Raw genomic sequence first — 22,761 nt, 5'->3', positions numbered from 1 at the left:
GGCGGTAGTGTGGATGAGGTGCAGCGACGAATACTGGGAATCGAGACCGAGTTCGGTGTGACGTGCACTTTCCACGGACACCGGCGCCTGAGCCCAGATGAGGTCGCCCGCTACCTTTTCCGCCGGGTGGTGTCGTGGGGTCGCTCGTCAAACGTGTTCTTGCAGAACGGTGGGCGTCTGTACCTCGACGTGGGCTCGCATCCGGAATACGCCACCGCCGAGTGCGACAGCCTCGTGCAACTGATCAACCACGATCGCGCCGGCGAGCTGGTTCTCGAGGACCTCCTCATCGACGCCGAACGGCGACTCGCCGATGAGGGTATCGGCGGCGACATCTACCTGTTCAAGAACAACACCGACTCGGCGGGCAACTCCTACGGGTGCCACGAGAACTACCTGGTGGTGCGCGCGGGGGAGTTCTCCCGCATCTCCGACGTACTTCTGCCGTTCCTGGTCACCCGCCAGCTGATCTGCGGCGCGGGCAAGGTCCTGCAGACGCCCAAGGCTGCTACCTACACGCTGTCCCAGCGCGCCGAGCACATTTGGGAGGGTGTCTCCTCGGCCACCACCCGGTCGCGTCCGATCATCAACACCCGCGACGAGCCGCATGCCGACGCCGAGAAGTACCGTCGCCTCCACGTGATCGTCGGCGACTCCAACATGTCCGAGGCCACCACGATGCTCAAGGTCGGGTCGGCCGCGCTGGTGTTGGAGATGATCGAGGCCGGCGTGTCCTTCCGTGATTTCGCTCTGGACAACCCGATCCGCGCGATCCGCGAGGTCAGCCACGACCTCACCGGCCGCCGACCTGTGCGCCTCGCCGGCGGACGCCAGGCCACCGCACTCGACATCCAGCGGGAGTACCACTCGCGGGCTGTCGAGCACCTGCGCAATCGCGCGCCGGATCCGGAGATCGAATTCGTCGTAGACCTGTGGGGACGCGTGCTGGATGCGGTCGAATCGCAGGACTTCTCCAAGGTCGACACCGAGATCGACTGGGTCATCAAGCGCAAGCTGTTCCAGCGGTACATCGACAAATACGACATGGATCTGTCCGACCCCAAGATCGCCCAGCTCGACCTCGCTTACCACGACATCAAACGTGGTCGGGGCATCTTCGATCTGCTCTCCCGCAAGGGTCTGATCACCCGCGTCACCACCGACGCCGCGATCGCCGAGGCGGTCAACGAGCCGCCGCAGACCACCCGCGCGAAGCTGCGCGGCGACTTCATCTCCGCGGCGCAGAAGGCCGGACGTGACTTCACCGTCGACTGGGTCCACCTCAAACTCAACGATCAGGCACAGCGCACGGTGTTGTGCAAGGACCCGTTCCGCAACGTCGACGAGAGGGTCGATCGGCTCATCGCGAGTATGTGATCAGCCCGCCTTCGGCTACGCATTACTCTTAGCCGGTGGCGACGAAAACCCCCAAGGAAGAACGGCTGATGAACCTGGTCATCTGCCTGCTCTCCACGCGTCAGTTCATCCCTGCCGAGAAGATCCGCTCCACCGTGCAGGGCTACAACGACTCGAAGACCGTCGAGTCGTTCAACCGGATGTTCGAGCGCGACAAGAACGAACTACGGGCACTGGGGATTCCGGTCGAGACCGGTCGCACATCGCGGTACTCCACCATCGATGGCTACCGGATCTCTCCGGAGGCCTATGCGCTGCCGCCGATCGAACTCGATCGGGACGAGGCTGCGGCAGTCGCCATCGCGACCTCCCTGTGGACCTCACCGGAACTGTCGACCGCGTCGCAGAGCGCGCTGATCAAGCTGCGCGCCGGAGGGATCGAGGTCGACACCGACTCCGACACGCTGCTCTCGGCAGCCGCTCCGCGGTCGGTCGGCTCCGAGCAGACCCTGCAGGCGCTGTTCGACGCCATCGAGAACCGCGCCGCGGTGCGGTTCGACCACCGGTCGGGAACATCGGTCACCACACGCACACTCGAACCGTGGGGAGTGGTCACGAACAAGGGTCGCTGGTATGTGGTCGGTCACGATCGGGACCGCGATGCCACCCGCACGTTCCGACTCTCGCGCATCGTCGGACAGGTGCAGACCGTCGGTGCCGCCGGCGAGGTCTCCATCCCCGCCGACATCGACCTCAGCGCCATCGTCGCTGATGCCGTGAACTGGGCAGACACGCCGTCCGTGCGGGGAACCGCCACCATCTGGGTGGCCGAGGGACGCGCAGCGGGCCTTCGCCGGGCCGCGGTGTCGTGCACCCCCAACTCCATCGCCGGTCGCGACGGCGACAACCTCGAACTCGAGATCGAGTCGCTGCACGGCCTGACCCGCCTGGTGCTGTCCGCCGGTGCCGACGCCGTGGTCCTCGACCCGCCGGAGCTGCGCGCTGCCGTGGTCGACGGCCTCACCCGACTGGCCGAGTCGTCCGCGGTGGGCGTCGCGGGCTGGCCGCACAGCCCGGATGACCCCACCGGCCCCGATCACCGGGCCTCGACCGAGGGGGCGCGGTCATGAGCGTGTCACGACTCAACCGCATGCTGGCCACCGTGCCGTACTTCCTCGCACATCCCGGAGCATCGACCGAGCAGGCCGCACGCGATCTGGCCACCTCGCCGGCACAGGTGCAAAAAGACCTGCAACTGCTCTGGATGTGCGGCCTGCCCGGTTACGGACCGGGCGAGCTGATCGACCTCGAATACGGCGACTCCGGTGTCAGCATCGTCTTCTCGGCGGGTATCGAGCGACCCCTGCGGCCGACGCCACGAGAGGCAGCGGTGCTGCTCACCGCATTGCAGGTGCTCGCGGCGTCCGGCGGTGCCGTCGACAAGGCCGCCACCACTCGCGCGATCGCCAAACTCGAGGCCGCGCTGGGAACCCTGCCTGCCGCCTCCCCGGGGTCCGCCGCCGAACCAGGGTCGGCGGGTTCAGGATCGGCAGGGTCAGGATCGGCAGGGTCGGGGACCTCAGCCGGGCAGCGCGATGCCCGCGACGACGAATCGCCGACGGCGCAGGTCGTCCGCGACGCCGTGCGGACCTCGCGGGCGCTGCACATGTCCTACTACTCGGCCTCGCGTGACTCGGTGGGGGAGCGCGTGGTCGACCCGATCCGGATCCAGGTCGTCGACTCGGCCGCCTATCTGGAGGCCTGGTGTCGATCGAGTGAAGACGTCCGGCTGTTCCGCCTCGACCGCATCGAGGATGCGCAAGTCCTCGACGAACCGGCGGCCGTGCCGGTCGAGGCGGCCGCCGCGGACAGTCTCGGTCTGTTGACCGGCACCTCCGATGCATTCCCGACGGCGACCATCGAGATCGACCGCGGTGAGATCTGGGTTCTCGACCACTACATGATCGAGCTGCTCGACCCGGCCGCAAGCGGGTCTGACGACTCCGCTCCGGTGCGCGCAATGATCACCTACGGCTCCACCGAGTGGTTCATCCGCTTCCTCCTGGGCTTCGGCGGCCGTATCCGGGTGATCGATGATCCGGACATAGCGGCCACCGTCACCCGTCGATCTGTCGACGCAGTGGCCCAGTACCGATAGGCTCATCTGTGTATACCGCGGTAGCATCTACCGCGGATCCAGTGGGAGGGAAGGAAACGATGGGCGCAATTCAGCCGTGGCACATCATTCTTGTCGTGGTCGTCTTCGTGGTGCTGTTCGGCTCCAAGAAGCTGCCTGATGCTGCTCGCGGTCTCGGCCGGTCGATGCGCATCTTCAAGAGTGAGGTCAAGGAGATGCAGCACGAGGGTTCGAAGGATTCGGCCGATACGGCCGCACCCACCGAAGCACCTCGTCAGATCCCGGCCGCGTCGGACGCCACGCCGCCGGTCGCCGACCACGAGACCGAGCGCAAGTCCGCTTGACTCACGATCACCGCACCGCGACCGACTGGTCGTGGTGCGGTGACGTGATGGCAAACGTTTTCCCGCGATGCTCACACCCATCGTCGATCAGCCCAGATCGACGCGGTGTGACAGTGACCAGAAGCCGACGACAAGGTGCGAATCCCTCTAGACCCACGTCAGCGTAGGCGCAAGCTCAATCCCGACGGCACGATGTCGTTGATCGAGCACCTCTACGAGCTGCGTACCCGCCTGCTGATCGCGATCGCGGGCATCGTGTTGACCACCATCCTCGGGTTCATCTGGTACTCCTACGGATTCCTGGGCATCGATTCCCTCGGCGAGCTGCTGCGCCGGCCCTACTGTTCGCTGCCGGACTCGGCGCGGGCGAGCTTCACGCACTCGGATGAATGCCGACTGCTGGCCACCGGCCCGTTCGACCAGTTCATGCTGCGGCTCAAGGTCGCGGTCACCGCCGGCATCGTTCTGGCCTGCCCGATCTGGCTGTATCAGCTGTGGCAGTTCATCACGCCGGGTCTGCACCAGAACGAGCGGCGCTACGCGATCTCGTTCGTGACGACCGCCGCGGTGCTGTTCGTCACGGGCGCGGTGCTCGCCTACCTGGTGGTCGCCAAGGCGTTCCACTTCCTGTTGACCGTCGGCGACAACGTCCAGGTCACCGCACTCGAGGGCAATCAGTACTTCGGGTTCATGATCCATCTGCTGATCATCTTCGGGGTCAGCTTCGAGCTGCCGCTGCTGGTGGTCGCGTTGAACCTGATCGGCGTGCTGCACTACGCACAGCTCAAGAGGTGGCGGCGCGGTCTGATCTTCGGCCTGTTCGTGTTCGCCGCCGTCGTCACCCCCGGCTCGGATCCGTTCACCATGCTCGCCCTGTCGTGCGCTCTGACGGTGCTGTTCGAGTTCGCGGTCCAGTTCACCCGTATCCACGACCGTCGTAAGGCGCGGCGCGATCCCGCTGCCGCGTGGGCCGACGTGGCCGACGACGAGGCCAGTCCACTCGATTACACGCCGCAGACGGTCGGGGTCAGCGGCCCGGTGAGCGCGTCGGCGATCCACGACGCACGCGCCGACACCCCCGCGCGCGACTCCAACTCGGCTGGGGGAGTGCACACTCGGTTCGATGACATCCTCTGACCGGACCGACTCCACGCCCGTGGCCGCGACGCCGATGTCCGCGGCCTCCGACGCCGATTCACCTCTGGAACCGGCCGACTACCCGGAACTCACCCGATTCCTCGACCGCCTCTCGTTCGGACTCGACCCCTTCCAGTTGCGGGCGTGTTCGGCGCTGGAGAACGGTCACGGCGTCCTGGTCTGCGCTCCGACCGGCGCCGGCAAGACCATCGTGGGCGAGTTCGCTGTACACCTCGCCCTCGAGGGCGGGACCAAATGCTTCTACACCACACCGATCAAGGCGCTGAGCAACCAGAAGTACGCCGATCTGGTGGCCGTACACGGCCGCGAGAACATCGGTCTGCTCACCGGCGACAGCTCGATCAACCCCGACGCGCCGGTGGTGGTGATGACCACCGAGGTGGTCCGCAACATGCTCTATGCCAATTCACCAGCGCTGCAGGGCCTTTCCCACGTGGTGATGGATGAGGTCCACTACCTGGCCGACAGGTTCCGTGGCGCGGTCTGGGAGGAGGTGATCTTGCACCTGGCTCCCGAGGTGAAGGTCGTGAGCCTCTCGGCGACAGTGAGCAACGCCGAGGAATTCGGCGAATGGATCCAGACCGTCCGCGGCGACACCACCGTCGTGGTCGACGAGCACCGGCCGGTTCCACTCTCGCAGCACATGCTGGTCGGTTCGCGGTTGTTCGACCTGTACGCACCCTCTGCCGACAACCGCGGACGATCGGGCGTCAACCCCGCCCTGTCCCGCTATATCCGCCAGCGCGCCGCCATCGACACCGGCCACGGCTACCGCGGCCGACCGGGACCGCCGTCGCGGCCCGACATCGTCGCAGCTCTCGAACGTGCGGGTCTGCTCCCGGCGATCGACTTCATCTTCTCGCGCGCGGGTTGCGACGCCGCACTGACCCAGTGCCGCCGTTCGGGACTCAATCTCCTCAGCGCCGACGAGGCGGCTGAGGTCGATCGTGTGGTCGACGACTATGTCGCGGAGTTCTCGACGGCCGACGAAGACGTGCTCGGGGTGGCCGCGTGGCGGTCGGCGCTGCGTCGCGGTTTCGCCGCCCACCATGCGGGCATGCTCCCCACGTTCCGGCATGCCGTGGAAGAGCTGTTCGTGCGCGGACTGGTCAAGGTCGTGTTCGCCACCGAGACGCTGGCCCTCGGTATCAACATGCCCGCCCGCTCGGTGGTGCTCGAACGACTGGTCAAGTACAACGGCGAGGCACACGTCGATCTGACGCCGGGGGAGTACACGCAGCTGACCGGACGCGCCGGCCGCCGCGGCATCGACGTCGAGGGTCACGCGGTGGTGGTGTGGTCCCCGGAGGTCGAACCCAATCAGGTCGCCGGACTTGCCGGTGCACGCACCTTCCCCCTGCGCAGCTCATTCGCGCCGGGCTACAACATGGCCGTCAACCTGATCGGACGTCTCGGCATCGACGGTGCCCGCAACCTCCTCGACCGTTCGTTCGCGCAGTTCCAGGCCGACCGCTCGGTCGTGGGGCAGTCCCGCAAGGTCGACGCCGAACGCGCCCGGCTGCGGGCACTCGACACCGAATTGGCCACCCTCGCCGACGAGCGCGGGGTGTCGGTGCGCGACTTCACCGAGTACATGGACCTGCGCGAGCAGATCAAGCGCCGCGAACGGGAACTCAAATACGAGGTGCGCGCGGAGTCGGGTGCGGCGACCGTCGAGGAGCTCAACGCCCTCAAACGAGGTCACGTCATCGCGCTGCACGGCGGTAAGCACCGCGGGCTGGCGGTGGTGCTCGAACCGGCCGGCGATCATCGTGACCCGAAGCCACTGGTGTTGACCACCGATGCGTGGAGCGGGCGGATCGGTGTGCGCGACTTCGTCAATCCCCCCGAGGTCCTGGGACATATGCGCCTGGCACGTCATGTCGACAGGCGCACCGGTCGAGGCCGGCGCGACATCGCCTCCGCACTGCGATCGACCGGAATCGAGGTCCCCCGCGGCCGTCAGAAGAAGCGCTCGGTGGCGGCCGAAGATCACCAGCTGCTCACACTGCGCTCTCGTCTGCGCGCGCACCGGCTGCACTCGCTGCGCGGAAACGATGAGCTGTTCCGGCTGGCCGAACGACGTAACCGGCTCCAGCGCGAGATCAGTGCGCTCGAACGCAGCGTGACCGACCGCACCGACGGACTGCGGGTCGATTTCGACCGCATCGTCGCGGTACTCGACGAACTGGGCTACATCGGCGAGTCCGGTGGGGATGAACCCAGCCGATCGACTCCGGATCTCTCGACTCACGACCGTGCGATCGATGATCTCGCGGCGCAGGACGGCCGCGACCCCGATGACAGCGAGTTCGATGAGGGCGAGTTCGATGAGGGCGAGTTCGATGACGCCGACACCTCCACACGTCCCGACGGGCCCGGCATCACCGACGCCGGACGGATGCTCACGCGCATCTACAGCGAGTCGGACCTGCTGATCTGCGAGTGCATTCGCAGCGGGATATGGAACGACCTGGCCGCGCCCGAGCTCGCCGGAGTCGTCGCCGCCGTCGTCTACGAGTCACGTCGCGACGCCTTCGGTGGCCCTGAGCTCGTCACACGCAACCCGGTGCTGCGTGAGGCACTCGTACAGACCCATCGCCGTTGGCGTGACCTCGCCAAGGTGGAAGCACGTCATTCGGTCTCGTCGACGCGAGAACCCGACGCCGGGTTCTCCACAGCTGCTTACGCGTGGGCCTCGGGGCGGCCGCTGGCCGAAGTCCTGGCATTGGCCGGCGATCGCGGCAAACCGCTGCCCGCCGGCGACTTCGTCCGGTGGAGCAGGCAGGTGGTCGATCTCCTCGAACAGATCCGGCTCACCGCAGCCCCCGGCAGTCCACTGCGCACGGCCGCGCGCAAGGCCGTCAACGGAATTCGACGTGGGGTTGTGGCCGCCGAACTGGGGTGAACCCGACGTCGGCGCTGCGACCGACAGATCCTCTTCGACGGGTGACCGGTGCGGTAGATTCGGGGCACCGCGAACGCAGTGAGGCTCGCTCGGCCACGCTGACGCAGACTCGGTGACGAGGTGCCACTGACGAGGGCGCTGTTGACGAAGGGACTCGATGAACACTCCGCAGAATCCGCCCTCCTCCGGCGGGGACGATCGTCAACAGGACGGCGGAGACCCGGCGCGCGGCCACCAGGGACAACAGCCCGGCGGCTATCCGCAGCAGGGACAGCAGTATCCCGCCCCGGGGTATGAACAGCAGGGGTACCCGCAGCAGGGTTACGCGCAACAGCCCTACGGGCAACAGGGGTACGGGCAGTCGGGGTACCCGCAACAGTCCTACGGCCAGCAACCCTACGGGCAGCCGGGGGACCCGCAACAGCCGCAGGAGTACGGGCAACAACCGTACGGTCAGCAGGGACAACCCGAGGGATACGGACAGTCGGGATACTCACAACAGTCCTACGGCGAACAGTCCTACAACCAGCAGTCCTACGGGCAGCAGTCCTACGGGCAGCAGTCGGGATACCCGCAACAGTCCTACGGGCAACCCGCCTACACACCGCAGGGACAACCCGGCCAGCCGGGTTATCCGACCTACGGTGACCAGTCCGGTTACGGTCAGCAGTCCTACGATCAGCAACCCGCATACGGACAGCCGCACCACCCCGGCCAATCCACTCAGTACCCCGGCCAACCCGCTCAGTACCCCGACGGCACGTCTCCCCAGAGCACCGCACAGGGCTCCGGCGGGACGCGCCGGCGCAACCTGCTGATCGGCGGCGGCGTCCTCGTCGTCGTACTCGTCGTACTGCTCGTGACCGCGTTCGTGGTGCCCGGATTCGCAGTGACGAAGACACTCGACAACACGGCGGTTCAGCGGGGGGTGTCCGACATCCTCACGTCGTCCTATCAGGTCGACAACGTCACGGCCGTCTCCTGCCCCTCGGGGCAGAAAGTGAAGTCGGGCACCACATTCAGTTGCAGCGCGGTCATCGACGGTACCCAGGTGTCGGTACCGATCCGGGTGGTCAGCGACGACGGCCGCTACGAGGTCGGCGAGCCCACACCCAAGTAGGCCTTCCCGAACACGACTTCACCGACCGTGTTCGATCCGAGCGTGTTCGATTAAGCGCAGCCTCACCAGCCGAGAGCTCGGGTGAGTCTCCCGACCGACGATCCGACACCCAATTCGGTCATGAGTGTCTCGAGTGTGCCCGGATCGGCCGCGCTTGACGGCAGACTGCCGTCGCCGGAGCTGACCGGGTCGGTGTCGGTGCGCACGAACACCACGTCCCGGGCGGCGGCCAGATAGTCGGCGGATCCGGTGATCGCCGACGCCACCCGGGTGGTCATCTGCGGATCTGCTCGGCGCGCGGCGCTCTCGATCGTGTCCAGGTCACCGAACTCGGTGAGCAGTCGCGCCGCGGTCTTCTCGCCGATGCCGCTGACCCCCGGCAACCCGTCGGACGGGTCACCGCGCAGGATCGCCATCTCTGCATATGCCGATCCCGCGCGCTGTCGCGGGACGCCGTAGTCCTCGGCCACCTCGTCGGGACCGTAGAGTTTCGCCTTCGCCAGTCCGCGGCCCACATAGAGCACCCGGACGGGCACCGGGTCGTCGGCAACCACCTGCAACAGGTCGCGGTCGCCGCTGACCACCACCACCGGACGCTCGTGTTCCTCGAAGGCAAGCGTCCCGATCACGTCGTCGGCCTCGAACCCGTCGGCCCCCGCGCTGGTCAGCCCGATCGCGTCGAGCAACGAGATGATCAGCTCGACCTGCGGCGACAACGTGTCGGGGACCTCCTCGACGGTTCCCGACCGGTCGTCGGCGGCCACTCGGTGCGCCTTGTAGGAGGGGATCAGCTCGGTGCGGAACGCCGGCCGCCAGTCGTTGTCCAGACACACCACCAGCCGAGCGGGTCGTTCACGTTCGATGAGGGCGGCGACCATGTCGATGAAGCCGCGCACCGCGTTCACCGGTCGCCCGTCGGGGGCGGTCATCTTCTCCGGAAGGGCATGGAATGCGCGGAACCACAGGCCCGCTCCGTCCAGGAGCAACAACGGTCCCTCATTCGCATGCGCGGCGGTCATGAGGCGAGCTTGCCAGACACGCCGTTCGACACACGCCGACACCGGGCGTTCGACCCCGGTGCGCGATCGCACTGCACGAGGTCACCTGTGCGAGGTCACCTGCGCGATCCCACCGCATGCGATCGGCCTCGACGCCCCGACCGAACGATCGGGTCGTAGGGTTGGGTCCATGAGTGAGGGGCGATTCGATTCTGTTGTGTACGGTTCCCGGCTCGCGCGGGCGGCCGATCTCGCCGGACAGGCCGGCCTCGACGCGCTGTTCGTCACCACCGGCCCGGACTTCCGCTATCTCACCGGTTCTCGGGCCGAGACCTTCGAGCGACTGACCGTGCTGGTGATCCCGGCCCAGGGCCGCCCGCGGGTGGTGGTGCCGAAGATGGAGTTGGCCGCGCTGCGGTCCTCGGCGCTCGGTGATCTGGGAGTCGACATGATCGACTGGGTCGACGGAGACGACCCGTATGCGCTGGCACTCGACGGGCTCGGAACCATCAACCGCTTCGCCGTGGTCGACGCGATGCCGGCCTTGCACTCGGTGCCGTTCACCCACCGGATCGGCGTCCCGCCCGAGCTGGCAACGGTGGTCCTGCGCGAGATGCGGATGGTCAAGGACGCCGACGAGATCGAGGCCCTGCGGCGCGCCGGTGCGGCGATCGATCGTGTGCACGCCCGGGTCGGCGACTGGCTGAAGGCGGGCCGGACCGAACGCGAGGTGGCCGCCGACATCGACGCCGCGATCGTCGCCGAGGGCCACACCGTCGCCGATTTCATCATCGTCGGCTCCGGTCCCAACGGCGCCGATCCGCATCACGAGGTCAGTGACCGGGTGATCGACGAGGGCGACGTGGTGGTGGTCGACATCGGCGGACCCGTGGAGCCGGGCTACAACTCCGACAGCACCCGCACCTATGTGGTGGGTTCCGCGCCCTCGGAGGTGACCGATGTCTACGCGGTGCTGCAGCGGGCCCAGCAGGCCGCCGTGGATGCCATCCGTCCCGGTGCGACCGCCGGTGAGATCGACGCGGCCGCACGCTCGGTCATCACCGAAGCCGGCTACGGCGACTACTTCATCCACCGCACCGGCCACGGCATCGGTCTGTCTGTTCACGAGGAGCCCTACATCGTCGGCGGCTCCGATCAGGTCCTGCGCGAGGGGATGGCGTTCAGCGTGGAACCGGGCATCTACTTTCCGGGCAGCTGGGGTGCACGCATCGAGGACATCGTCGTGGTGACCGCCGACGGCGGCGAGCCGATGAACACCCAACCCCACGAACTGCGTTCGGTCTGAGCGGCGCAGCCGTCGGGCGAACGCATCGGTCGTCGCCGCTCTTTCCCGGAACAGTCACACTCCTCGAACAGTCACTCCTCGAACAGGGAGCGCGAACCCAGCACCCGTGACACCTGCACCTCGATGACCACGCGCGCCGGATTCGGTCGGGGGATGCGGTAGCGCACGGCATAGCGTCGCTCGGCGTCGCGCACCGCCGCCGGCGTCCGGCGCACGATGGCCACGCCCTCCAGCGTCAGCCATCGCGGCCCGTCGATCTGGGTCAGCGCGGCGTATCCGCCCCGCTCGGCGTTGCGGACCTTCTGCGAGCCGTCGGCGGTGATCACCCGCGCGGTCGCCGTCGCCGCGTCGTAGGTGAAGCCCACGGCCACCACGTGCACCGTGCCGTCGGCGCGCGTCGTCGCCAGCGTCGCGAGGTGGCGCTCGGTGAGAAAGTCCAGGCAGCGGGCGGTCAGTGCGGCGGGGCGGCGTGGCATCAGACCAGCGTAGGCGCGGGTGGGATACTGGTCGCCATGCCGGGCGCACGACCAGACACCGAGGGATCGATCGTCGTTTTCGGCGGCCGCAGCGAGATCGGGCTGGAGGTCGCCGTCCGACTGGTTTCGGGCAAACCCGTGGTGCTCGCGGCCCGGCACGCCGACAACCTCGACGCGCAGCGTCGGCAACTGCTCGATGCCGGCGCCACGTCGGTCGCGACGATCGAGTTCGACGCCGACGACACCGCCACCCACCCCGATCTGGTCACGTCGATCGCGCGTGAGCACGGCCCGATCGGGGTCGCGATCCTCGCCTTCGGCATCCTCGGGGGCCAGAAGCGCGCCGAACGCGACGCGCACCACGCGCTGCAGATCGTGCAGACCGACTACGTCGGTCAGGTCAGTGTCCTGACCACCCTGGCCAACTGCCTGCGGGAGCAGGCGAGCGGCGCCATCATCGTGTTCTCCTCGGTGGCCGGAGTACGCGTCCGACGCGGCAACTACGTCTACGGATCCACCAAGGCGGGACTCGACGGCTTCTCGACCGGCCTCTCGGACGCCCTGTACGGCAGCGGTGTTCACCTGCTCCTCGCGCGCCCCGGGTTCGTGGTCGGGCATATGACCGCCGATCTGATGGCCTCGGGCACCCGACCGGCCCCGCTGTCGAGAACTGCTCCGCAGGTGGCCGATGCGGTGGTCTCGGCGTTGCACCGCGGCAAGCACATCGTGTGGATTCCGGGCGTGCTGCGACCGGTGTTCGCGGTCATGCGGATGGTCCCGCAGTCGTTGTGGCGGCGTCTGCCCCGATGAGCGACCATCGATTCGTCGTCGTCGGCATCGGGGCCGACGGAACGGCCGGCCTCACCGATGCTGTCAGAGCCGAGTTGGCCTCGGCGACAACGATCTACGGATCGGCCCGCCAGCTGTCCGGACTCACCGGAACCGACGCCGACCTCGTCGCGTGGCGATCACCGATGAGCGAACACCTGCGCCGATTGCTCGCCGATCCTCCCGTCGGCCGCACCCATGTGCTGGCCAGCGGCGACCCGATGTTCCACGGCGTGGGTGCCCGGATCGCCGCTGCGGCGGGCCCCGAGAACGTCACGGTCATCCCACATGTCTCGTCGGTGTCGTTGGCCGCGGCGCGCCTCGGAGTGGATCTGTCGTCCGCCCGCGTCGTCAGCCTGGTGACTGGCCCCGCGGAGGCACTCGCGGGTGTCTGCAGCGACGGTGTCGAGCTGTTGATCCTCGCCCGCGACGGCGACTCCGCCGGCGACGTGGCCCAGACCCTCACCGCACTGGGGTTCGGCTGGTCGCCGATGCGGGTCCTCAGCGACCTCGGCGCCGACGACGAACAGCTCACCGACGCCATCCTCGCCCGGGACTGGGGGGTGGCCACCACACCGGCGCTGTCGGTCATCTCGGTCAGCTGTGTCGGCCCCGCCCGCAGCACTGCCCCGGGCCGTGACGACGACGAGTACGTCAACGACGGTCAACTCACCAAGAAGCCGATCCGCGCTCTCACCGTCAGCATGCTGCGTCCGGCTCCCCGTCAGTTGCTGTGGGATGTCGGTGGGGGATCGGGCAGCATCGCCATCGAATGGCTTCAGCTGGCGCCGGGCGGGCGCGCGATCGTTTTCGAGTCCGATCCGAATCGTCGAGACGTCATCGCCGGCAACGCCCGCCGCCACGGTGTCGGCTCCCGACTGACAGTCGCTGCGACCGCACCCGAGGCGCTGGAGACCGCACCCGATCCCGACACGGTGTTCATCGGCGGCGGGTTGTCCGACGCCGGGGTCGTCGCCGCCTGCTGGGCGGCGCTGCTGCCCGGTGGCATCTGCGTCGCGAACGCGGTGACGGTGGAGTCGGAGTCGGTTCTCGTCGACTGGCAGCACCGGGTCGGCGGCTCGCTGCTGCGGCTGGAGACCTCCGAGCTCGCACCCCTGGGGGCGATGCGCGGCTGGCGACCGAACCGGCCGATCGTCCAATGGGTGGCCACCAAACCGGGTGAGCCCGCGTGACGGTCTACTTCATCGGCGCGGGCCCGGGTGCACCCGATCTGATCACGCTGCGCGGTGCCGACCTGCTGTCGCGGTGTCGCACATGCCTGTACGCCGGATCGCTCGTCCCCGAGGCGATGCTCTCCCGGTGTCCGACCGATGCGGTCCTCATCGACACCGCACGCATGCCGCTCGCGCAGATCATCGCCCACATGCGCGACGCCCAGGCGCGCGGCGACGACGTCGCACGTCTGCATTCCGGCGATCCGTCACTGTATTCGGCTGTCGCCGAGCAGATCCGGGAGCTGAGCAGGCTGGGCATCGACTATCAGATCGTCCCGGGGGTACCCGCATTCGCCGCTGCGGCAGCCGCATTGGGCACCGAGCTCACCGTGCCGTCCGTCGGACAGTCGCTGCTCATCACCCGCGTGTCCACGCTGTCCACGGCGATGCCCGCCGGCGAGGACCTCGCATCGCTGGCCGCCACCGGGGTCACGCTGGCGCTACATCTGGCGGCCCACCGTGTCAGCGAGATCGTCGCCGATCTCGAACCCGTCTACGGGGCGGACTGCCCCGCGGCCGTCGTCGCCTTCGCCAGTCGTGACGACGAGCGGATCATCTCGACCACGCTCGCGCAGTTGCCCGCCCAGATGCAAGCTGCCGGGATCGTGCGCACCGCAGTGATCTTCGTCGGCCGGGTGCTGGCGGCCGGGGAGTTCTCCGACAGCTATCTGTACTCCCAGGCGCGGATGACGAAGCTACGCGCCGAATCCGGCGATCGGCACTGACGTGGCCGTCCTCGTACTCGGCGGTACCGCGCAGGCCCGCATGCTCGCACAACGGTGCGCCCACGAGTCGATTCCCACCGTCAGTTCGCTCGCCGGCCGGGTGCGCGATCCGGCGCTGCCCGCCGGCGAGGTCCGCATCGGCGGTTTCGGTGGTGTCGACGGACTCGTCGACTGGCTGAGGGCCGCCCGGCCGGGGGCGATCATCGACGCGACTCATCCGTTTGCGCAAGCGATCTCCCGGCATGCCGCGGCGGCCGCAGAGGTCACCGGCATCCCCCTGTGCACGCTCGTGCGACCCGAGTGGACACCGGGTCCCGGCGACGACTGGCAGCTGGTCGACACCGTCGACGACGCCGCCCGACGTATCGCCGACCACGCGGTCGACCGGGTGTTCATCACCACCGGGCGACGTGATCTCGCCGCATTCGCTCACCTGGCGGCGTGGTGTCTGATCAGGGTCGTGGACCCACCGGCACCGCCGCTGCCCGCCCGCCACCAGCTCATCACCGATCGCGGTCCCTATGAATTCGACGCAGAACGAACACTGCTGCGCGACAACGGCATCGAAATGCTGGTCACCAAGAACTCCGGTGGCGCCCACACACGCCCGAAACTCGATGCCGCGGCCGAACTCGGATTACCGGTGGTGATGGTCAGGCGTCCGCCGCTGCCGACGGGAGTGACCACTGTCGAGACCGTGGAGGCCGCACTGGCCTGGCTGCGTGGAGTCGAGGCTCACGGGCGGTAGGTGCGCGGGGTGTAAGTGACGGGCACGCCGTCGCGGCGGGCCACGGTGGTGGTCGACGAGCCGACGATGAGAAGTGTGCGCATGTCGACGCATCCCGGATCGAGTTCACGGGGTGTAGTGATGCGGACCGACTCGTCGGGGCCACCGACGTCTCGGCCCACCACCAGCACTCGGTCACCGGCGCCCGAGTCGATGAGCAGTTCCCGAAACGCGGCGACCTGCCAGGTGCGCTCACCCGACCCGGGGTTGTAGATCGCGAGCACAAGGTCGGCGTGCACCGCCGCCCGGACTCGGTCGACGATGACATCCCAGCTCTTGAGCCTGTCCGACAACGAGATCACCGCATAGTCGTGTCCGAGGGGCGCACCCGCAGCCGCGGCCACGGCATTGGCCGCGGTGATGCCCGGCATCACGCGCACCGGTACATCGCGCCATCGCGGTTCGGCGGCCATCTCCATCACGGCGGTCGCCATCGCGAACACACCCGGATCGCCGGAGGACACCACCGCCACCCGAGCTCCCGAGAGCGCGAGATCCAATGCCATACAGGCACGTTCGCTCTCCACCCGGTTGTCACTGGCGTGTATGCGCTGTCCGGCACGAGGCGTGATCCTCGACAGGTAGGTCTTGTAACCCACGAGGTCGGTGGCGGTGGCCAACTCGGCCGACACCTCCGGGGTGGTCCAGCGGTCGGCGCCGGGACCCAGCCCCACCACCACGACCTCGCCGAGGGGAGAGCGATCACCGTCGCCCACAGCGGTTCGTACATCGTCGGCGCGTGCGGCCGGGTTGTTCATGTCGCCGGGGATGACGATCATCGAGAAGTAGGGCACCGAATGCGGATCGACTTCCTCGAGTGCACGCACGACCTGCCGATCGGTCGACGCACGTTCGACATAGAAGGCGCGGTCGGCGACGCCGACAGCGCGCAGGACGCCGAGAACCTTGTCGAACTGCCTGCCCAGCTTCATGATCGCCACCGCGTCGGCTCCGGCGATACGGTGGGCCAGTTCGTCGGCGGGTGCCGTCGCGGGCAGCACGGTCAGTGTCTCCTCCGCCTCCACCAGCGGGATGCCGGCGGCCGCCGAGGCGGCGCTGACCGATGTGACACCGGGGATGATCTCGGTCTCGAAGTCGCCGCTCAGCCGTTTGTGCATGTGCATATAGGAGCTGTAGAACAGCGGATCACCCTCGGCCAGCAGTGCGACGTCACGCCCTGCGCGCAGATGGTCGGCTAGGCGTTCGGCTGCCTCGGCGTAGAACTCGTCGAGCGCCCCACGATATCCGCGCGGATGGTCGGTCACCTCGGTGGTGACGGGATAGATCAGCTGCTCACGGATCTGGTCGGAGCGCAGATAGGGTTCGGCGACACCCAGGGCGATACTGCGCCCGTGTCGCGCCGAATGAAAGGCGATCACCTCGGCGGATGCAAGCACCCGGGCGGCCTTCACGGTCACCAACTCGGAATCTCCCGGCCCCAGTCCGACCCCCCACAGTTTTCCCGAATGCCGTGCATCAGAATCGGTCTCGAGGTCACCGGATGTCTGCCGGCGGTTGTCGGTCATCGACTCACTCCCTCGTGCTCGCGAGCGCATTGACCGCTGCCGAGGTGATGGCCGATCCACCACGTCGCCCGCGCACGGTGAGGTAGTCGACACCGCCGTGGGCGGCGAGCGCCTCGCAGGATTCGGCGGCGCCGATGAAGCCGACCGGTGCGCCGACCACGGCCGCCGGGCGGGGACCGCCGGCGTCGATCATCTCCAGAAGCGCGAACAGTGCGGTGGGCGCATTGCCGATCGCCACGACAGCCCCCTGCAGGAGCGGTTCCCACAATCGCACCGCGGCAGCCGTGCGGGTGGTGTGTGCCGCGGCGGCGAGGTCGGGCAGCCGCGGATCGCCGAGAAGACAGATCACCTCGTTATCGGCGGGCAATCGTGACCGGGTGACCCCGGAGGCGACCATGTGGGCGTCGCAGAGGATGGGTGCGCCTGCGCGCAATGCCGCACGCGCGGCGGTGACCACCCCCGGTGAGGCGGCGACGTCGGCGGTGAGATCGGTCTGGCCGCATGCGTGGATCATCCGCACCACCACCTGCGCCAGGTCGTCGTCGAAGGCCGACAGATCGGCTTCGGACCGGATCGTCGCAAACGATCGCCGATAGATCTCGGCGGGATCACGCACGTACTCGTACACGCGCTCACCCTATTCGGTGGTCACCGCTGCACAGGGACCGACCCGATGCGGCGATAGCCGTCGGGATCTGCCAGCACGAGGGTGTGATCGGTGCGTGGACGTCCGCACGCGCGCGCGCAGCCGACCCAGTGTTCACGTCCGTCCTCCACAGCCCAGGTGCTCGCCCGCTGGGCCAGATCGTCGCGCACCGGAGCCAACGCGGAGGCACAACCGGGCGCACCGACACAGGACGTCAGTCGCGCCCACGGCGAACGCGCGTCATAGATCATGCCCATGGGTGCGAGCACCCGGACCACCGCCTCGGCGACACCTTCGTCCAGATCGCAGACCAGGATCTCGCGTCGGGGAGTGAGGATGACGGGCCTGTCCACCGCGGCCAGGAAGTGGGCCAGCCGCGCGGGTAGCCGGGCATGCTCGACCACCCCGCCGAGCAGCACCCGGCCGTCATCCTGATCGAACCATCCGACCAGCGGTGCGTCCTCGGATGCCGGGGTGGTGATCGACGGATCCATGCCGGCGGCGGCCACCGACCCGCTGGACGGGGACGTACCGGTGATCTCGGTGATCGCCGCGGTGAGGTCGGCCAGTTCACCCGCATTCAGATCGCTCACCCGCCAGCGGTCTACGCGGATGTCGACGAAGTGTCGTGCCGCAGAGACCAGCGCCGCGACCGCATCCGAGCTCGCCACGTCGACACGCGGCAGTCCGGCCACCGCGACCACTCCGCGACCGGGATCCTCGGCGACATAGGTGAGGTCGGTACCCAGCGACACCACGTCGCCGTGTCCGTCATCCACGCCGAACCAGAACTTGCCCGGCAGACCACTCATCTGCGGATCGGCCAGGATCGCGGCGTCGAGCGCCGCACCGATCGGCCAGACGTCGGCACGTCCGCCGATACGTCCGGTGAGCGAGGAGACCGCGAGGTTGCGCACCCGCTCGTGGGCGGGCGAGGGCAGCAGTCCGGCCCCGGCGACCGAGTCGGCCAGCGAGGAGGAGTCGTGCACTCCGCGCAGCTGGATGTTGGCCCGCGAGGTGATCTCCAGATGGCCGTCGCCATAGCGCTCGGCGATGTCGGCGAGTGCATCCAGCTCCGCGGGGCTGATGCGTCCTCCCGGCAGCCGCACCCGGGCGAGCGCACCGTCGGCTCCGGCGTGTGTGGTCAACACACCGGGGCATCGGTCGGCTGGTCGCGGCGTCATCCTCATCAGGGTAGGAGGTCGACCGACGCGCGGTCACGCCCACGCACCGACCACCTGTACCTGCCGGAGGCCACCCATCGTGACCCCGACCTACTCACCACCGACCTACTCACCACCGACCGGCTGTTGTCGCGGTACCTGCGCCGCGTGGTGGGTACGTGCACCAACTAGGCTGGGCCGCGGATGCGGAAGCCGGTGGGAATCCGGCACGGTCGCGCCACTGTGACGTCTCGCGGACGCGGGGCGAAGTCAGACCCGTCCGCATGCGAGCCCATCGGCACGCATGCCCCGTCACTCGATCCGGGCGCGCACTCCCGGTAGGAGGCACCGATGATCACACTCCTGTCGACATCTGACACCGATCTCATCACCGCCCGCGCCTCGGGGGTCGGCTTCCGCGTCGCCAACCCGGCCCGGCTGATGGCCGGCGACTCACTGCTGGCCGATCAGCTCGACGAACTCCTCGACGGCGCCGACGTGGTCGTGGTCCGGCTCCTCGGTGGCCGGCAGGCCTGGCGCGACGGCCTCGACGCGGTGCTGCGTCGCGGCCTGCCCACCGTGGTGGTCTCCGGCGAACAGCTGCCCGACCCCGAACTCATGTCGCTGTCCACGGTGCCGACCGGGGTGGCCGCCGAAGCGCATGACTACCTCTCACAGGGCGGGGTGACCAATCTCGTCAACCTCCACCGATTCCTCTCCGACACCCTGCTGATGTCAGGGGAGGGGTTCGAGGCGCCGCAGGCGGTGCCGTACTGGGGTGTTCTCGACCGCGAACCGGATCCGGCCGCCGCGACGCTGCCCGCCGACGCCCCGTGTGTGGCCGTACTCTATTACCGCGCACAGCATCTCGCGGGAAACACCGGCTACATCGACAGTCTGTGCCGGGCGCTGGAACGTCGGGGAGCCCGGCCGCTGCCGATCTTCTGCGCCTCTCTTCGGACAGCCCCCGACGATCTCATCGACGAGCTCGGCCGTGCCGATACGCTCATCGTGACCGTGCTCGCCGCCGGCGGCGTTACGCCGAGTGCGGCGTCGGCCGGTGGTGACGATGACGCATGGAATATCGAACGCCTTGCCGCACTGGATATCCCGATCTTGCAGGGACTGTGCCTCACCTCCTCGCGCGAGCAGTGGGCGGGCGGTGACGAGGGCATGTCGCCGCTGGATGTGGCGACACAGGTGGCCGTTCCCGAATTCGACGGCCGCATCATCACGGTTCCCTTCTCGTTCAAGGAGTTCGGCGACGACGGGCTCCCGTCCTATCGGGCCGATGACGAGCGCTGCGACCGGCTCGCCGGCATCGCGTTCCGGCACGCGCGACTGGCCCAGATCCCGCCGCAGCGGCGTCGGGTGGTCCTGATGCTCTCGGCATACCCGACCAAACACGCCCGCATCGGCAACGCCGTCGGTCTCGACACACCCCGCAGCCTCCTGCACCTGATGCGAGCGCTGGCATATACGGGCTACGACCTCGGCCACCTCGACGAGATCCCCGGATTCGGCGCCGATGCCGCCGCCGACGATTCCGACGCCTTCATGCATGCGCTGATCGCCGCCGGCGGCCAGGATCCGGACTGGCTGACCGAGGAGGTGATGGCCGACAACCCCCACCGCCTCTCCGCCGCCCGCTATCGCCAGTGGTACCAGCGCCTGCCCGATGATCTGCGCGCGGGGATGGAGCAGCACTGGGGTGCGCTGCCCGGCGACCTGTTCGTCGACACCTCACATGACGAGAACGGCGAATTCGTTTTTGCCGCACTGCAATTCGGCAACATCATGGTGATGGTGCAGCCACCCCGCGGATTCGGCGAGAATCCGGTGGCGATCTATCACGACCCCGACCTGCCACCGTCGCATCATTATCTGGCTGCCTACCGGTGGCTCGCCGCACCCACGGCAGAGGAGGGATTCGGCGCCGACGCGATCTGCCATCTGGGCAAGCATGGCAACCTCGAGTGGCTGCCCGGCAAGACCCTCGGCATGTCGGCGTCATGCGGACCCGACGCCGCGATCGGTGAACTGCCACTGATCTACCCGTTCCTCGTCAACGACCCCGGTGAGGGAACACAGGCCAAGCGGCGCGCGCACGCGGTGCTTGTCGACCATCTGATCCCGCCGATGGCGCGCGCGGAAAGCTACGGCGACATCGCCCGTCTCGAACAACTCCTCGACGAGCACGCCAACATCTCCGCACTCGATCCGAGCAAGCTGCCCGCGATCCGCCAGCAGATCTGGACGTTGTTGCAGGCGGCCAAGATGGATCACGACCTCGGTCTGACCGAGCGCCCCGACGAGGAGTCGTTCGACGACATGCTCCTGCACGTCGACGGGTGGTTGTGCGAGATCAAGGACGTCCAGATCCGCGACGGCCTGCATGTGCTGGGGTCGGCTCCCGCCGGCGACGCCGAGATCGACCTCGTGCTGGCGATGTTGCGAGCACGGCAGATGTGGGCGGGCAGCCAATCGCTCCCGGGGTTGCGCGAGGCACTCGGTCTCGACGAATCCGCCGACGAACGCAGCCGGACCGACGAGGTCGAGGCGACGGCGAGAGAGCTGGTGGCCGCCTGCGCCAAGGCAGATTGGGACACCGAGCGTATCGGCGACCTCGCCCAGGGACACCCCCCGGCGGTCGCCGACATCCTGCACTTCGCGGCTACCGAAGTGGTGCCGCGGCTACGTCAGACCGGTCGCGAGATCGACCGGGTGCTGCACGCCCTCGACGGCGGGTTCATCCCCGCCGGCCCCAGCGGATCGCCGCTGCGCGGTCTGATCAACGTGCTGCCCACCGGCCGGAACTTCTATTCGGTGGACCCCAAGGCCGTGCCGTCGCGGCTGGCCTGGGAGACCGGTCGCGCGATGGCCGACTCCCTGCTCCAGCGCTACCTCGACGACCACGGCACCTATCCGAAGTCGGTCGGCCTGTCCGTGTGGGGGACCAGTGCCATGCGGACCTCCGGCGACGACATCGCCGAGGTCCTCGCCCTGCTCGGCGTGATGCCGGTGTGGGATGAGGCCTCCCGCCGGGTCCGTGACCTCGAGGTGATCCCGATGTCGGAGTTGGGCCGGCCACGCATCGACGTCACCGTCCGGATCTCCGGCTTCTTCCGCGACGCCTTCCCGCATGTGGTGACGATGCTCGACGACGCCGTGCGGCTGGTCGCCGCTCTCGACGAGGATGACCGGTCCAACCATGTGGCCGCCCACGTGCGCGCCGACACCGCCGAACACGGCGACCACGACCGTGCGGCGACCCGTGTGTTCGGTTCCAAACCCGGCACCTACGGCGCGGGACTGCTGCCGCTGATCGACAGCCGTCAATGGCGATCCGACGACGATCTGGCACACGTCTACACCGCCTGGGGCGGATACGCCTACGGCCGCGGCAAGGACGGTGTGGCCGCCGTCGAGGACATGCGGTCGGCCTATCGCCGGATCGAGGTCGCGGCGAAGAACACCGACACCCGCGAGCACGACATCGCCGACTCCGACGACTACTTCCAGTACCACGGCGGCATGGTCGCCACGGTGCGCGCACTCACCGGCACCTCGCCGGAGGCCTACATCGGCGACTCGACCCGCCCGGAGGCCGTGCGCACGCGCACGCTGTCGGAGGAGACAGCCCGGGTGTTCCGCGCCCGCGTGGTCAATCCCCGGTGGATCGAGGCGATGCGCCGCCACGGCTACAAGGGCGCCTTCGAGATGGCCGCCACCGTGGACTACCTGTTCGGCTACGACGCCACCACCGGGGTGGTGGCCGATTGGATGTACGAGAAGCTCACCGAGAACTACGTCCTCGACCCGGTCACGCGCGAGTTCATGACCGAGTCCAATCCGTGGGCACTGCACGGCATCGCCGAACGACTGCTCGAAGCGGTGTCGCGCGGGATGTGGTCGGAGCCGCCCCGTGAGCTGCTCGACGAGCTGCAGTCGGCCTACCTCGCCGCCGAGGGCGACATCGAGGGCGACTGACATTTTTTCCAACTCTTTACCGAAATCGGGAGAAAATCGGCCACCTCATCCGTTGAAC

General features: G+C 68.1%; 18 protein-coding genes. 13 read left to right on the top strand and 5 right to left on the bottom strand.

All coding sequences use genetic code 11. The features are described from left to right. The first annotated feature begins 18 nt into the window (after positions 1-18). The 7 genes from pafA (at position 19) to IEW22_RS05200 (ending at position 9,023) form a co-directional block, all read left to right on the top strand. Complete coding sequence (pafA, locus tag IEW22_RS05235) at positions 19-1,377, top strand: Pup--protein ligase (protein WP_188585551.1); 1,359 nt, start codon at positions 19-21, stop codon at positions 1,375-1,377. A 68-nt stretch (positions 1,378-1,445) separates the two neighbouring features. Next, positions 1,446-2,486: a helix-turn-helix transcriptional regulator gene (locus IEW22_RS05230; RefSeq protein WP_188585660.1), complete on the top strand. Its 1,041-nt coding sequence runs from the start codon at positions 1,446-1,448 to the stop codon at positions 2,484-2,486. Next, on the top strand, positions 2,483-3,514 hold the full coding sequence (locus IEW22_RS05225) for a helix-turn-helix transcriptional regulator (RefSeq protein WP_188585550.1): 1,032 nt from the start codon (positions 2,483-2,485) through the stop codon (positions 3,512-3,514). The genes IEW22_RS05230 and IEW22_RS05225 overlap by 4 nt, the downstream gene beginning before the upstream one ends. A 59-nt stretch (positions 3,515-3,573) precedes the next feature. Next, positions 3,574-3,837, top strand: a complete 264-nt coding sequence (gene tatA, locus IEW22_RS05220; protein ID WP_188585549.1) for a Sec-independent protein translocase subunit TatA — start codon at positions 3,574-3,576, stop codon at positions 3,835-3,837. A 135-nt stretch (positions 3,838-3,972) separates the two neighbouring features. After that, positions 3,973-4,974 (top strand): twin-arginine translocase subunit TatC, encoded by a 1,002-nt coding sequence (tatC, locus tag IEW22_RS05215; RefSeq protein WP_188585548.1) that lies wholly within the window; start codon positions 3,973-3,975, stop codon positions 4,972-4,974. Between the two features lie 34 nt (positions 4,975-5,008). Continuing rightward, the gene (locus tag IEW22_RS05210) at positions 5,009-7,903 is read left to right on the top strand and encodes a DEAD/DEAH box helicase (protein ID WP_229742210.1); all 2,895 of its coding nucleotides are present in this window, start codon (positions 5,009-5,011) and stop codon (positions 7,901-7,903) included. A gap of 157 nt (positions 7,904-8,060) precedes the next feature. Further along, the gene (locus IEW22_RS05200) at positions 8,061-9,023 is read left to right on the top strand and encodes a DUF4333 domain-containing protein (protein ID WP_188585547.1); all 963 of its coding nucleotides are present in this window, start codon (positions 8,061-8,063) and stop codon (positions 9,021-9,023) included. A gap of 62 nt (positions 9,024-9,085) precedes the next feature. Here IEW22_RS05200 and IEW22_RS05195 read toward each other — a convergent pair whose 3' ends face one another. Next, a complete protein-coding gene (locus IEW22_RS05195; protein ID WP_188585658.1) occupies positions 9,086-10,009 on the bottom strand; it encodes a 5'-3' exonuclease in 924 nt (307 codons plus the stop codon). 202 nt (positions 10,010-10,211) lie between these two features. Between IEW22_RS05195 and IEW22_RS05190 the strand changes: the two genes are divergently transcribed. Beyond that, positions 10,212-11,327 carry a M24 family metallopeptidase gene (locus IEW22_RS05190; RefSeq protein ID WP_188585546.1) on the top strand — a complete coding sequence of 372 codons (1,116 nt, stop codon included), beginning with the start codon at positions 10,212-10,214 and terminating at the stop codon, positions 11,325-11,327. A gap of 71 nt (positions 11,328-11,398) precedes the next feature. Here the strand turns inward: IEW22_RS05190 and IEW22_RS05185 are convergent, their stop codons facing one another. Further along, on the bottom strand, positions 11,399-11,803 hold the full coding sequence (locus IEW22_RS05185) for a TIGR03618 family F420-dependent PPOX class oxidoreductase (protein WP_188585545.1): 405 nt from the start codon (positions 11,801-11,803) through the stop codon (positions 11,399-11,401). A gap of 36 nt (positions 11,804-11,839) precedes the next feature. Here IEW22_RS05185 and IEW22_RS05180 point away from each other — a divergent pair, with 36 nt between their 5' ends. The 4 genes from IEW22_RS05180 to IEW22_RS05165 are packed head-to-tail and all read left to right on the top strand — an operon-like array spanning position 11,840 to position 15,339. After that, positions 11,840-12,613 (top strand): SDR family NAD(P)-dependent oxidoreductase, encoded by a 774-nt coding sequence (locus IEW22_RS05180; protein WP_188585544.1) that lies wholly within the window; start codon positions 11,840-11,842, stop codon positions 12,611-12,613. Further along, positions 12,610-13,824 (top strand): precorrin-6y C5,15-methyltransferase (decarboxylating) subunit CbiE, encoded by a 1,215-nt coding sequence (cbiE, locus tag IEW22_RS05175; protein ID WP_188585543.1) that lies wholly within the window; start codon positions 12,610-12,612, stop codon positions 13,822-13,824. Before IEW22_RS05180 ends, cbiE begins: the two co-directional genes overlap by 4 nt. Beyond that, positions 13,821-14,591: a precorrin-4 C(11)-methyltransferase gene (cobM, locus tag IEW22_RS05170; protein WP_188585542.1), complete on the top strand. Its 771-nt coding sequence runs from the start codon at positions 13,821-13,823 to the stop codon at positions 14,589-14,591. Before cbiE ends, cobM begins: the two co-directional genes overlap by 4 nt. A 1-nt stretch (position 14,592) precedes the next feature. Beyond that, complete coding sequence (locus tag IEW22_RS05165) at positions 14,593-15,339, top strand: cobalt-precorrin-6A reductase (protein WP_188585541.1); 747 nt, start codon at positions 14,593-14,595, stop codon at positions 15,337-15,339. Here IEW22_RS05165 and IEW22_RS05160 read toward each other — a convergent pair. Genes IEW22_RS05160 through cobG form a run of 3 tightly spaced genes read right to left on the bottom strand, consistent with a single transcriptional unit; the run spans position 15,327 to position 18,734 of the window. After that, positions 15,327-16,904 carry a precorrin-2 C(20)-methyltransferase gene (locus IEW22_RS05160; protein WP_188585540.1) on the bottom strand — a complete coding sequence of 526 codons (1,578 nt, stop codon included), beginning with the start codon at positions 16,902-16,904 and terminating at the stop codon, positions 15,327-15,329. The two genes, IEW22_RS05165 and IEW22_RS05160, sit on opposite strands and share 13 nt — an antisense overlap. A 4-nt stretch (positions 16,905-16,908) precedes the next feature. Further along, complete coding sequence (locus IEW22_RS05155) at positions 16,909-17,532, bottom strand: precorrin-8X methylmutase (protein WP_188585539.1); 624 nt, start codon at positions 17,530-17,532, stop codon at positions 16,909-16,911. Positions 17,533-17,552: 20 nt separating this feature from the next. Further along, a complete protein-coding gene (gene cobG / locus IEW22_RS05150; protein ID WP_229742198.1) occupies positions 17,553-18,734 on the bottom strand; it encodes a precorrin-3B synthase in 1,182 nt (393 codons plus the stop codon). Positions 18,735-19,064: 330 nt separating this feature from the next. On the opposite strand from cobG, the gene cobN reads away from it, so the two are divergent. Beyond that, positions 19,065-22,703: a cobaltochelatase subunit CobN gene (gene cobN, locus IEW22_RS05145; RefSeq protein WP_188585537.1), complete on the top strand. Its 3,639-nt coding sequence runs from the start codon at positions 19,065-19,067 to the stop codon at positions 22,701-22,703. The last annotated feature ends 58 nt before the right edge of the window (positions 22,704-22,761 follow it).

Source organism: Gordonia jinhuaensis, from assembly GCF_014639795.1.
In the GTDB taxonomy this organism is placed as follows: domain Bacteria; phylum Actinomycetota; class Actinomycetes; order Mycobacteriales; family Mycobacteriaceae; genus Gordonia_B; species Gordonia_B jinhuaensis.
Note: the sequence above shows the minus strand (reverse complement) of the source record. Positions and strands in the feature narration are given on the sequence as shown.